Below are 11,946 nucleotides of genomic sequence, written 5' to 3'. Positions count from 1 at the left end.
GGCCCCGGCCACCGAAGCGCTGGAGGCGCGCGCGGCGCGGCTGCGGGCCCGGGCCGGCCGGATCAGGGGCGATGTCATAGATACCGAAACGCGCCGGCGCATGGAGGCCGGGGTCGAGTAAGCCACGCGCGGCACGCAAAACCCGCGTTGCACCCTTCGGGATAAGCCGTTAAATCCCGGTTGATCACAGCACCCGAGCGACGGAGAGCCCCATGTCTGACCCCTTGCGCCTTGGTATTGCCGGACTGGGCACCGTCGGTGCCGGCGTCGTGCGCATCGTGCGACAGAAAGCCTGTCTGCTGGCCGCGCGCGCCGGGCGCCCTGTGACGATCAGCGCCGTGTCGGCGCGATCGCGGACCAAGGACCGGGGCGTGAGCCTCAACGACTATGACTGGGAGGACGACCCCGTCGCGCTGGCCGCGCGCGACGACGTGGACGTTTTCGTCGAACTGATGGGCGGCAGCGACGGACCCGCGAAGGCGGCGACGGAAACCGCCATCGCCTTCGGCAAGGACGTGGTGACCGCGAACAAGGCGATGCTCGCCCATCACGGGCAGGAACTGGCCGAGGCCGCGGAGGCCGCAGGGCGCGTCATCCGCTTCGAGGCCGCGGTGGCCGGCGGCATCCCCGTGATCAAGACGCTGACCGAGGGACTGGCCGGCAACGAGATCACCCGCGTCATGGGCGTGATGAACGGCACCTGCAACTACATCCTCACGCGGATGCACGCCGCCGGTCTACCCTATGACGACGTTTTCGCGGAGGCCGACCAGCTTGGCTACCTCGAAGCCGACCCGACGCTTGACGTGGGCGGCATCGATGCCGGGCACAAGCTGGCGATCATGGCCGCCATCGCCTTTGGCTGCCGCGTCGATTTCGACGCGGTGGAGCTGGAGGGCATCGGCTGCATCACGATCGAGGACATCCGTCATGCCGCCGACATGGGCTACCGCATCAAGCTGTTGGGCGTGGCGCAGCCGACAGGCCGGGGGCTGGAGCAGCGCATGTCGCCCTGCCTCGTGCCCGAGAACAGCCCGCTGGGCCAGCTGGAAGGCGGCACGAACATGTGCGTGCTCGAAGGCGACAACGTGGAACAGATCGTGATGCGCGGCCCCGGCGCGGGCGAGGGCCCGACCGCCAGCGCGGTGATGGGCGACGTGATGGACATCGCGCGCGGCCTGCGCATCCCGACCTTCGGCCAGCCCGCGGCGACGCTGAGCCACGCCACCCCCGCCAAGACGGCCACGCCGGCCCCCTATTACCTGCGCATGGCACTGGAGGACAAGCCGGGCGCGCTGGCCAAGGTGGCAACCGCGCTCGGCAATGCCGGGATCTCGATCGACCGGATGCGCCAGTACCGCCATTCCGCGAGCACCGCGCCGGTGCTGATCGTCACCCACCGGACGACGCGGGACGCGCTGGAGGAGGCGCTGAGCGCCATTTCCGGGCTCGACGTGATGTCGGGCGCGCCTGTCGCGCTCAGGATCGAGAATGTGTGAGCCCGGGCTTGTCCCGCGAGGGGCCTGCCGCTAATGCTGCTACCGCTGTTTGGAACAAGGAAATTGCGATGACCACGCCCGACGAATTCGACGACTCCCTTCTGTCGCTGGGGCTGGCCCGCGTCGCCGAACAGGCCGCGCTGGCCTGCGCCCCGATGATCGGGCGGGGCGACGAGAAAGCCGCCGACCAGGCCGCGGTCAACGCCATGCGCGAGGAACTGGGCAAACTGCCCATCCGGGGTGTCGTGGTCATCGGCGAGGGCGAGCGCGACGAGGCCCCGATGCTCTACATCGGCGAGGAAGTGGGCAGCGGCGTCGGCCCCGGCGTGGACATCGCGCTGGATCCGCTGGAGGGCACAACGATCACCGCCAAGGCGATGCCCAACGCGCTGACCGTCATCTCGCTGGCCCCGCGCGGCACGATGCTTCACGCGCCCGATGTCTACATGGACAAGCTGGCGGTCGGCCCGGGCTACCCCGAGAGCGTGGTGTCGCTCGACATGTCGCCGCGCGACCGGGTCGAGGCGCTGGCCGCGGCCAAGGGTGTGAACCCGGCCGATATCACGGTCTGCGTGCTGGAACGCCCGCGCCACCAGGACATGATCGCCGAGCTGCGCGAGGCCGGCGCCGCAATCTACCTGATCGGGGATGGCGACGTGGCCGGTGTCATGCATTGCAGCGATCCGGACACGACCGGCATCGACATGTACATGGGCCAGGGCGGGGCGCCCGAAGGCGTGCTGGCCGCCGGCGCGCTGAAATGCCTCGGCGGCCAGATCTGGGGCCGTCTGCTGTTTCGCAACGAGGCCGAGAAGGCCCGCGCCGCCAAGGCCGGCATCACCGACCTGAACCGCGTCTACGCCCGCGACGAGATGGTGCGCGACGACGTGATCTTTGCCGCGACGGGCGTGACCGGCGGCTCGATCCTGTCGGGGCTCAAGGCCCGGGACGGGTGGATGGAAACCGATACGCTGCTGCTGCGGTCGCGCACGGGCGAGCGGCGACGCATGACCTGCCGCCACCCCGCCGGCTGAGCCATGCCGGCACGCGCGCTGATCCTGATCGACTTCCAGCGCGGCTTCGACGCGCCCGAATGGGGGGCGCGCAACAATGCCGGCATGGACGGCCTCGGTCACGTGCTGCACGCGGTCGTCGATCCGGGTCTGAAGCCCGAAGGTCAGGCCGTAGCCCGTCGCGTTGATCCGGTCGATCACGCGGTCGAGATCCCGCGCCCTGTAGGTGGCGAGGTGCAGGACGGGGCCGAAGATCTCGCGCTCCATGTCCTCGATGCCGCCCACCTTGATCAGCGTGGGCGCGATGTAGGTGCCGGCATTGGGCGTCTTGATCTCGTGCAGGAGCCGGCCTTCGGCGCGGGCCTGCTGGATATGCTCGGCGATGCCGCTGCGGGCGTCCTCGTCGATCACCGGGCCGACGTCGGTCGACAAGTCCCACGGCTGGCCGATACGCAGCGCGTCCATCGCGCCGGTCAGCATCTCGGTGAAGCTGTCGGCGATGTCCTCCTGCACGTAAAGGCAGCGCAGGGCCGAGCACCGCTGGCCCGCCGACTGGAAGGCGGATTCGACGATTGCCTGCACGGCCTGTTCCGGCAGCGCGGTGGAATCGACGATCATGGCGTTGAGCCCGCCCGTTTCGGCGATGAGCGGCGCGCCCGGCGCGAGGTTCCCGGCCATTGCCCGGCGGATTTTCATGGCGGTGTCCGTTGACCCGGTAAAGGCCACCCCGCCCACGCGCGGGTCGGAGGTGAGCGCCGCGCCCACCTCGCCCGCGCCGGGCAGCAACTGCAGCGCGGTCTTGGGGACGCCGGCCTCGTGCATGAGCTTGACGGCAAGGCAGGAAATGATCGGCGTCTGTTCGGCCGGTTTCGACAGCACCGCGTTCCCCGCGGCCAGGGCCGCGCTGATCTGGCCGGTGAAGATCGCCAGCGGGAAGTTCCACGGGCTGATGCAGGTGAAGGTGCCCACCGCCTCGTCCGTCGGGGCGTTGGCCGCGTAGTAGCGCAGGAAATCGACCGCCTCGCGCAGTTCGGCGACGGCGTCGAGCACCGATTTGCCGGCCTCGCGGTGGATCGCCGCGAAAAGTTCGCCGTAATTGGCCTCGTAAAGGTCGGCCACCCGGTTCAGCACCGCCGCGCGGTCCTCGGCCGGGGCATCCCATGCCCGCGCGTGGTCCAGCGCCGTTTCGATGTCGGCGGCGCTGGCCCATGCCACGGTGCCGGGGCTGTCGGCGGGATCGGCCGGGTTGATGACGGGCTGCGCCGCTTCGGGTACGGCCTTGCCCGCCAGCAGCGGCGCGGCCTGCCACTGATGCGTGGCATACGGGTCGCGGGCGGCGTCGATCTCGTCGAGCGTGGGGTGGTGGGCCAGGTCGAACCCCTTGGAGTTCACCCGTTCGGGCTGGAACAGTTCGGGGCCGGTCGGCAGCTCGGGCGTCTGTTCGTTGATTGTCTCGAAAGGGTCGGCCGCGACGGTTTCGGGCGGCACGTCCTCGTCCACGATCTGGTTGACGAAGCTGGAATTCGCGCCGTTTTCCAGAAGACGGCGCACCAGATAGGCCAGCAGGTCGCGATGCGCGCCGACGGGCGCGTATATGCGGCAGCGCGTGCCCTCGCCCTGCATGATCAGGCCGTGCAGCGACTCGCCCATGCCGTGCAGGCGCTGGAATTCGAAGGCGGACCTGTCGTCGGCCATTTCGAGGATGGCGGCCGCCGTGTGCGCGTTGTGCGTGGCGAATTGCGGGTAGATGCGGTCGGTCATCGACAGCAATTTGCGGGCATTGGCAATATAGGAAATGTCCGTCGCCGCCTTGGAGGTGAAGACCGGGAAGCCGTCGACCCCCTCGACCTGGGCCTGCTTGATCTCGGTGTCCCAGTAGGCCCCCTTGACGAGGCGCACCATCAGCCGCCGGTCCAGCCGGTTGGCGAGGTCGTGCAGGTATTCGAGCACGTGGCCCGCGCGCTGCCCGTAAGCCTGTACCACGACGCCGAACCCGTCCCAGCCGGCCAATGCGGGTTCGCTCAGGACGGTTTCGATCACGTCGAGCGAAAGGGACAGGCGGTCGGCCTCCTCCGCGTCGATGTTGAGCCCCATCCGGGCCGATTTCGCCAGCAATGCGAGCGAACGAAGGCGGGGCACCAGCACGTCCATCACCTGATCGCGCTGCGCCACCTCGTAGCGGGGATGCAGGGCGGAGAGCTTGACCGAAATCCCGGGGTTGTCGCGGATGTCTGGGTTGGTGCAGGCATTGGCGATGGCCGTGATCGCGCGCGAATAGCCGAGGTGATAGCGCACGGCATCGGCATCCGTCCGGGCGGCCTCGCCCAGCATGTCGTAGGAATAGGAATAGCCCTTCCTTTCCATCTCGGCGGCGCGTTTCATGGCCGATTCAATTGTCTCGCCCAGTACGAACTGGCGGCCCATCTCCTTCATCGCGCGGGCCGTGGCGGTGCGGATCACCGGCTCGCCCAGGCGGCGGATGGCGCCGCGCAGGTGGCCGACGGGGCCGGGCTTGTCTTCCTCCAGCACCTTGCCGGTGAGCATCAGCGCCCATGTCGAGGCGTTGACCAGCGGCGAGGTGGAATGGCCCATGTGCTTGCCCCAGTCGCTGGGGGCGATCTTGTCCTCGATCAGCGCGTCGATCGTGTCGGCGTCGGGCACGCGCAGCAGCGCCTCGGCCAGGCACATCAACGCGATCCCCTCCTCGGTTGACAGGCCGTATTCCGCGAGGAACACTTCCATCAGCCCGGGGCTGGACTGGCCACGGATATCGCGCACAAGCTGCGCCCCGCGCTGGCAAATACTGGCGCGATCCGTTTCCGACAGCGCGGCCTCGGCGGTGAGCCGGGCAATCGTTTCGCCCTCGTCGGCATAAGTCGCAAGGTCGATGGTGCGGCGGAAGTCGCTGTCATACGGCATGGTCTGCTCCCTGCAAGTGGATTGACCCATGATACCACCGGGTTGTAAGTCATTTATCCTGAATATGCGAAAATTTCCGATTTTACGGGTCAAAAAAATGCCGGAACAAGGTCAAAAAGATCAGTTCGACATCGACCGTTTCGACCGGGCGATTCTGCGCGTCCTCGGTGGCAACGGGCGCATCTCGATAACGGAGCTCGCGCGCGAGATCGGGCTGTCGAAGTCGCCCACGCAGGCCCGCCTGCGCCGGCTGGAGGCGGCCGGCGTCATCACCGGGTATCGCGCGCTCATCGATCCGATCCGGCTGGGGCTCGATCACGTGAGTTTCGTCGAGGTACGGCTGCACGACACGCGCGAGGCCGCGCTGGCCGAGTTCAACGCCGCCGTCGCCGCCATCCCCGAGATCGAGCAGGCGCACCTGATCGCCGGGAATTTCGACTACCTCATGAAAATCCGGACACAGGACATGGCGGATTATCGCCGTGTCCTGGCCGAGAAGATCTCGACGCTGCCGCATGTGGCCAACACCTCGACCTATGTCGCGATGCAGGCCGTGAAAGAGGACACGCTGTCGGACGTGATTTGATTTTTGCGCGTGTCGGCGCATCATGTGCGGGCATGAGACATCTTTTGCTGGCCCCGCTCCTCCTGTCTGCTGCTGCCTTCGGCCCCGCCGCCGCGCAAGAATGCCCGGAACCGCCCGATCACGCGGCCGAGCTGGGCGACCTGATCCGCGCCGCGCGCGCCGCCCCCGACGAAGCGGAGGGCCGGCGCCTGTCGGACGCGATGTGGGAATTGTGGACCGATGCGCCCGATACCCGCGCGCAGGAATTGCTGGACGAGGGGATGTCGCGACGCGAGTCCCGTGACTACGCCGGCGCGATGGACGCCTTCGAGGCCCTTGTCGCCTACTGCCCGGACTACGCGGAAGGGTACAATCAAAGGGCCTACATCCATTTCCTGCGCGGTGATTTCGAGGCGGCGCTGCCGGATCTCGACCGCACGCTGGCGCGCGCGCCGCGCCACGTGGCAGCCTTGGCGGGCAAGGCGCTGACGCTTCATGCCCTCGGGCGCAACGCCGAGGCCGTGCTGGCCCTGCGGGCGGCGCTGGACCTGAACCCGTGGCTGGGCGAGCGGCACCTGCTGCCCGTGCTCGAGGCCGACGGCGAGAATATCTGAGCGGCATCTTGACGGATCGTCATGAAGTTGTGATTGATCATGATCGCCGGGGTGGTGGACCCCTGTAGCCCTATTTCCTATTGTCGCCGTCACGCGACGAAAGGACGGCCCCAACATGAGCAATGCCGACGATCTGCTGGAAAAGATGCGCGAGGCCTATCCTGACGGCATCCCCAACCTTTTTCGCACCTTGACGGGCAACCGCGCGGTGCTTGCCGGGTTCATGGCGCTGGATGGCTGCCTGGAAGCCGAGGGTGCGCTGACCCCGGCGGAGCGGTTGCTGGTGGGGTTGATCACCGCGCAGCACTTCGAGTGCGCCTATTGTCAGTCGGCCCTTTCGAAAGAAGCCAAGGAGGCCGGCGCGGACGCGGCCGCGGTGGCGGCGGTCTTGCAGAACGCGGTGCCGCACCAGATGCGTGCCCGCAACCTCGTCCTGGCGACGCAACGGATCCTTGAAATGCATGGTCGCTTGCCGAAAGCGGAAATCGCCTATTTTTCCCGGTTCGACCTGGATGAAGAGGCATTGCTGGAAGTCATCGGCGTCGTCGGGGAATTCACCATCGCGACCCATGCCAACAATCTTGTACGCACGAGGATCGATCCGGAATACCGCGCCGACGATCAATCCTGATCCGGCAGCATGATTTCAAAGGTCGTGCCCCGGTCATCGGCTCTCGCGACCCTGAGATATCCGCCATGCCCCCGTGCAAGTTCGGAGGCGATCATCAGCCCGAGACCGGTGCCGCCTGCGCCCGGGCGTTGTTTTTCCTCTGCGAGGCGCTTCACGAGCTCGTCGGGCAGGCCGGGGCCGTCGTCGGCGACAGTGATCCCCGCTGCTTTTTCCATGCGGTCGCCGTGGATCGTGACGGTGCGCGCGCCCGCATCGCTGGCATTGCGCACAAGGTTCAACAGGATCCGGTAAACCTGGTCGAAATCCGCGTCCAGCACCGTTGCGTCGCCGGCGTCAAAAATCACTTGCGTGTCCATCCCGCCCGGCAGGACGGCCGTCGCGATGATCTCTTCGACAACGTCGTGCAGCAGAAAACGGGCGGCATCGGGCTTCTGCTCTTCGGCATGGCCCGCCAGCAGCGTTTGCTGGCACAGGCCAAGCGCTCTTTCCAGCGACCGTGACATGACGTCGGCGCCCGCTTGTACCTTTGGGTCGGCATGGCCTTGCAGCCTGTCGGAAAGCAGTTGCGCGGTCGTCAGCGTGTTTCTCAGATCATGGACCAGCTTGCGGACGGATTGGCCCACTTCCGCCAGTTGTTCGCCCCGCAAGTCGCGGATCACCGCGAGGATCAGGTCATCGCCGTCGGTCGGAAAAGCTGTGCTGCGGATTTCGGCCGGCACGAAAACGCCGTTGCGCGTGCGACAGGACAGGTCGTCACGCATCCACGCACCCCGTTGCGTCACTTCGTCGAGGAATTGCCGCAGCCGGGGAAGTTCGTGAGGGTGGATGTCGGCGGCGGTCATGCCGACAAGCTGCGCCCGCGGATAGCCGAGCAATCGCGTTGCCGCCTCGTTTGCCGCGCGTATCGCGCCGTCGGACGCGTTCAGGATGATGGCCGGGTCCTGCATCCCGTCGAAGAGGTCGACGAACGCGGTGCTGTTCGCGAGGTCCGTGAGATTCTGCGCCAAGGCAATGCCTATCCTGTCCCGCTCTCGGGATGGCACAGCGAAAACGGTGTTTCAAGCCAAGCGTCCGGGTTTACACCACACCCAAACCGGATATTGTCCGCGCCCGTGGCCCGCGTGGTGGAATGGTAGACACAGGGGACTTAAAATCCCCAGGCTTCAGGCCGTGCCGGTTCGAGTCCGGCCGCGGGTACCACGGGAAGGCGCCTGGCGCGCAGGTGAGCCCCGCAGCGCGGCCGATGGGCCGCGGTCGGGGCGGGCAGATCGGTTTGTCAGGCCCGCTCGGCGTAGTCCATCGTCTCGGTGTTGACGACGATTTCCTCGTCCGGGCCGACGAAGGGCGGCACCATCACCTTGACGCCGTTTTCCAGCACGGCGGGCTTGAAGCTGTTGGCCGCGGTCTGGCCTTTCACGACCGGCTCGGTCTCGGCCACGCGGCAGGTGACTTTCTGGGGCAGCGTGGCGTTCAGTGCCTCGCTTTCGTAGAATTCCACGGTGATGGTCATCCCGTCCTGCAGGAACGGCCGCCGTTCGCCGAGGATGTCGCCGGGCAGCGAGATCTGTTCGAAGGTCTCGGCGTCCATGAAATGCAGCATGCCGTCGTCCTCGTAGAGAAACTGCTGGTCCTTCTGTTCGAGGCGCACACGCTCGACCTTGTCAGCGCTCCGGAAGCGTTCGTTCAGCTTGGACCCGTTTCGCAGGTTGCGCAGCTCGACCTGGGCGAAGGCGCCACCCTTGCCGGGCTTGACGTGCTCCACCTTGACCGCCGTCCAGAGCCCGCCGTTGTGCTCGAGCACGTTTCCGGGCTTGATCTCGTTTCCGTTGATCTTGGGCATGTGGCATAACCGTGTCAGAAGGTTGATTGGTATTCGCCGCCACCTATATCCCTTGAGGTGATGACAGGCAAGACGACGATATCTCGTGCTGCGAACGCAGAAAGCCATGCAAATTTTGCAAGTAAGCTATGCGTTTGAGCCCTATCCGAATCGTTCGAAGTCAGCCATAACCATCGCCACGCCCAAAACACAAGAGCAATAACATCAAGGACGAAACATGAAGGATTTCGTTGACGGCACCGCCTTCAATGCCGAACAGGGCAACCGTGCGCGCAAGCTGTTTGCCGCCGTCGTTCTCGCCGCGTTGGACGATGCGATATCGGATGACAAGAAATACGGCAACGGCCCTGACCAGATCGCCCGCTGGGCCCGTTCGCGCGACGGGCGCGAGGTGCTGTCCTGCGCCGGCATCGACCCCAACGAGCGCGTCGTCGAGGGCCTGATGGAATTCGTGGCCAAGGGTGTGCGCACCTCGGTCGCGCTGTCCCGCGAGGAAAGCGAGCGTCGCCACGCCGCCGCCGCGCAGGCCGAAGCGGCCTGACCACGGCCCGACCAGACCTTGCCGAAGGCCCTGCCGGTTCCGGCGGGGCTTTCCTTTTGGGCCTGATGCCGGCTGCCGCCACGGCGCCCGTCATGCTGTGCATGATGTCTTTTCGCGGGGTGGTTTGCCCTGTATCAGGGGGCCGAGCATCCACGGCGCGCGGGGACCATGGCTAGGGCATTGATGATTCAGGGGGCAGGCTCCAACGTGGGGAAATCCATGCTGGTGGCCGGGTTGGCCCGGGCTTTCACGCGGCGTGGCCTTGCCGTCGCGCCGTACAAGCCGCAGAACATGTCGAACAACGCCGCCGTCACCGAGGACTGTGGCGAGATCGGGCGCGCACAGGCGCTGCAGGCGCTGGCATCGGGGCGCGCGCCGCATACCGACATGAACCCTGTCCTGCTGAAGCCCGAAACCGATACCGGTGCGCAGGTCATCGTGCAGGGGCAACGGTTCGCGACGTTGCGCGCCGCGGATTACGCCAAGGCCAAGCCGGATCTTCTGGGGCCAGCGCTGGACAGTTTCCGCCGGCTGTGCGGCACCGCCGATCTGGTGCTGGTCGAGGGGGCGGGCAGCCCGGCCGAGATCAACCTGCGCGCGGGCGACATCGCCAACATGGGCTTTGCCGAGGCGGCGGGTGTGCCGGTCGTGCTGGTGGGCGACATCGACAGGGGCGGTGTCATCGCGCAGGTCGTGGGGACGCAAGCGATCCTGCCGCCCGAGGATGCGGCGCGCATCCGGGCCTTTGCGATCAACAAGTTCCGCGGCGACGTGCGGCTGTTCGATGACGGGCTGGCCGAGATCGTGGTGCGCACCGGCTGGCCCGCCCTCGGGGTGCTGCCGTGGTTCGCGACTGCGTGGCGCCTGCCGGCCGAGGACGTGATGGACATCGCCGACACGCCGGGCAGCGGGGTGAAGGTTGCCGTGCCGCGTCTGGGGCGCATCGCCAATTTCGACGATCTTGACCCGTTGGCGAACGAGCCGGGCGTCAGCGTCGAGATCGTCGACCCGGGCCGCGCCCTGCCGGGGGATGCCGATCTCGTGCTGATACCGGGCAGCAAGTCCACCATCGCCGATCTGGCGCATTTTCGCGCGCAGGGCTGGGACACGGATCTTGCGGCGCATATCCGGCGCGGGGGTCACGTGCTGGGCGTTTGCGGGGGGTACCAGATGCTGGGCCGCGAAATCGCCGACCCCGAGGGGATCGAGGGCGCGGCGGGCAGCGTGCCGGGGCTGGGCCACCTGGACGTGCGCACGGTGATGCGCCCGCGCAAGCACCTGTCCCTGACCGAGGCGCGGTACCTGCCGACGGGCGACCGGGTGAGCGGCTACGAGATACATCTCGGCGAAACCGACGGGCCGGACCGGGCACGCGCGTGGCTGGAGGTTGACGGACGTTCCGAGGGCGCGGCCTCGGCCGACGGGCGCGTGCGCGGGGCCTACCTGCACGGGCTCTTCGCCTCGGACAATTTCCGGGCGGCTTTTCTGGAGGATTTGGGGGGCCGGTCCGAAATCGCCTATGATGCCGGCGTAGAAGAGACGCTTGACGACCTTGCCGCGCATCTGGAGGCGCATCTGGATCTCGACCTGCTGTTGTCGCTGGCCGAGACGCCCGGGTGCTGACGTTCCCCGGAGTCGCGGCGCTCAGACGTCGGCCGCGTCCAGCAGCCGCGTGACCATACCGCGGTACCCGCCGCCGAACAGGCGCAGATGCACCAGTGCCGGCCAGAGCTGGTAGACGGGCTGCCGTGCCGTGTGACCGGCCGGGAGCGGGCCGTAGCCCTCGAAGAAGGGCGGCGGTGGCGCCCCGAAAAGCCGTAGCATGGCAAGGTCGACCTCGCCATCGCCGTGATAACACGCGGGATCGATGAAAAAGGCGTTTTGCCCGCTGAACAGGACGTTGCCCGTCCAGAGGTCGCCGTGCAGCAGCGCGGCCGGCGGCGATGCGGGCAACAGGTCGGGCAGGCGATGCGCCAGCAGGTCGATCCGCCCGCGGATATCGTGGGGCAGGCAGTCCGGCACGGCCAGCAGGCGGTTCTCGGCCCAGAAACGCGGCCAGTCCGACACTGGTGCGTTGCTGATGCCGACACTGCCGAACGCGTAATCCTCGGGCCAGCCATAGCTGTCGGCCGTCGAGATGTGCAGCCGCCGCAGCGCCGCGCCAAGCGCGGCCCAGCCCGCGTCGCTGGCCGGCGTTTCATTCAGCGCGTCCAGCAGAAGCAGGTCGCCGGCCTGATGCCGCACCCCGGGCACGGGTCGCGCCTTGGTGAAATAGGCCCAGATCGCAGGGTAGACGATGAAGGCGAATTCATAGGTGAAGAAAA

At 67.2% G+C, this 11,946-nt stretch carries 10 protein-coding genes, 1 tRNA gene and 1 pseudogene; 8 read left to right on the top strand and 4 right to left on the bottom strand.

The window, feature by feature from the left end:
* The first annotated feature begins 212 nt into the window (after positions 1 to 212).
* Positions 213 to 1,499 carry a homoserine dehydrogenase gene (locus ACH107_RS24410; RefSeq protein ID WP_412508103.1) on the top strand — a complete coding sequence of 429 codons (1,287 nt, stop codon included), beginning with the start codon at positions 213 to 215 and terminating at the stop codon, positions 1,497 to 1,499.
* Between the two features lie 68 nt (positions 1,500 to 1,567).
* A complete protein-coding gene (gene glpX, locus ACH107_RS24405) occupies positions 1,568 to 2,533 on the top strand; it encodes a class II fructose-bisphosphatase (protein WP_412508104.1) in 966 nt (321 codons plus the stop codon).
* 54 nt (positions 2,534 to 2,587) lie between these two features.
* Here the strand turns inward: glpX and putA are convergent.
* Positions 2,588 to 5,431, bottom strand: a pseudogene (gene putA, locus ACH107_RS24400) (bifunctional proline dehydrogenase/L-glutamate gamma-semialdehyde dehydrogenase PutA); the annotation flags it as partial.
* A gap of 97 nt (positions 5,432 to 5,528) precedes the next feature.
* Between putA and ACH107_RS24395 the strand changes: the two are divergent.
* The 3 genes from ACH107_RS24395 to ACH107_RS24385 all read left to right on the top strand — a co-directional run bounded on the left by ACH107_RS24395 (position 5,529) and on the right by ACH107_RS24385 (position 7,241).
* The gene (locus ACH107_RS24395) at positions 5,529 to 6,017 is read left to right on the top strand and encodes an Lrp/AsnC family transcriptional regulator (protein ID WP_412508101.1); all 489 of its coding nucleotides are present in this window, start codon (positions 5,529 to 5,531) and stop codon (positions 6,015 to 6,017) included.
* A gap of 32 nt (positions 6,018 to 6,049) precedes the next feature.
* A complete protein-coding gene (locus tag ACH107_RS24390) occupies positions 6,050 to 6,610 on the top strand; it encodes a tetratricopeptide repeat protein (protein WP_412508100.1) in 561 nt (186 codons plus the stop codon).
* Between the two features lie 115 nt (positions 6,611 to 6,725).
* Entirely contained in the window at positions 6,726 to 7,241 is a 516-nt protein-coding gene (locus ACH107_RS24385) for a carboxymuconolactone decarboxylase family protein (RefSeq protein WP_412508098.1), read from the top strand.
* Here ACH107_RS24385 and ACH107_RS24380 read toward each other — a convergent pair.
* Positions 7,232 to 8,248 (bottom strand): two-component system sensor histidine kinase NtrB, encoded by a 1,017-nt coding sequence (locus ACH107_RS24380; protein WP_412508096.1) that lies wholly within the window; start codon positions 8,246 to 8,248, stop codon positions 7,232 to 7,234. The genes ACH107_RS24385 and ACH107_RS24380 overlap by 10 nt on opposite strands.
* 108 nt (positions 8,249 to 8,356) lie before the next feature.
* Here ACH107_RS24380 and ACH107_RS24375 point away from each other — a divergent pair.
* A tRNA-Leu gene (locus ACH107_RS24375) sits at positions 8,357 to 8,441 on the top strand.
* Positions 8,442 to 8,517: 76 nt separating this feature from the next.
* Here the strand turns inward: ACH107_RS24375 and efp are convergent.
* Positions 8,518 to 9,081, bottom strand: a complete 564-nt coding sequence (gene efp, locus ACH107_RS24370; protein ID WP_412508094.1) for an elongation factor P — start codon at positions 9,079 to 9,081, stop codon at positions 8,518 to 8,520.
* 217 nt (positions 9,082 to 9,298) lie between these two features.
* Here efp and ACH107_RS24365 point away from each other — a divergent pair, with 217 nt between their 5' ends.
* Both ACH107_RS24365 and ACH107_RS24360 read left to right on the top strand, forming a co-directional pair.
* A complete protein-coding gene (locus ACH107_RS24365; RefSeq protein ID WP_412508093.1) occupies positions 9,299 to 9,622 on the top strand; it encodes a DUF6280 family protein in 324 nt (107 codons plus the stop codon).
* 168 nt (positions 9,623 to 9,790) lie between these two features.
* On the top strand, positions 9,791 to 11,245 hold the full coding sequence (locus ACH107_RS24360) for a cobyric acid synthase (protein WP_412508092.1): 1,455 nt from the start codon (positions 9,791 to 9,793) through the stop codon (positions 11,243 to 11,245).
* Between the two features lie 21 nt (positions 11,246 to 11,266).
* On the opposite strand, the gene ACH107_RS24355 is transcribed toward ACH107_RS24360, so the two are convergent.
* A partial coding sequence (locus ACH107_RS24355) for a fructosamine kinase family protein (RefSeq protein WP_412508091.1) occupies positions 11,267 to 11,946 on the bottom strand: 680 nt, incomplete at its 5' end.

The organism is Roseovarius halophilus (ex Wu et al. 2025), from assembly GCF_047086965.1.
This window is presented reverse-complemented; position numbering and strand designations above follow the sequence as displayed.

Bases quoted from the DNA above. Each gene is read 5' to 3' on its own strand.
- ACH107_RS24410 (WP_412508103.1), top strand. From the start codon at position 213: ATGTCTGACCCCTTGCGCCTTGGTATTGCCGGACTGGGCACCGTCGGT.
- glpX (WP_412508104.1), top strand. From the start codon at position 1,568: ATGACCACGCCCGACGAATTCGACGACTCCCTTCTGTCGCTGGGGCTG.
- ACH107_RS24395 (WP_412508101.1), top strand. From the start codon at position 5,529: ATGCCGGAACAAGGTCAAAAAGATCAGTTCGACATCGACCGTTTCGAC.
- ACH107_RS24390 (WP_412508100.1), top strand. From the start codon at position 6,050: ATGAGACATCTTTTGCTGGCCCCGCTCCTCCTGTCTGCTGCTGCCTTC.
- ACH107_RS24385 (WP_412508098.1), top strand. From the start codon at position 6,726: ATGAGCAATGCCGACGATCTGCTGGAAAAGATGCGCGAGGCCTATCCT.
- efp (WP_412508094.1), bottom strand. From the start codon at position 9,081: ATGCCCAAGATCAACGGAAACGAGATCAAGCCCGGAAACGTGCTCGAG.
- ACH107_RS24365 (WP_412508093.1), top strand. From the start codon at position 9,299: ATGAAGGATTTCGTTGACGGCACCGCCTTCAATGCCGAACAGGGCAAC.
- ACH107_RS24360 (WP_412508092.1), top strand. From the start codon at position 9,791: ATGGCTAGGGCATTGATGATTCAGGGGGCAGGCTCCAACGTGGGGAAA.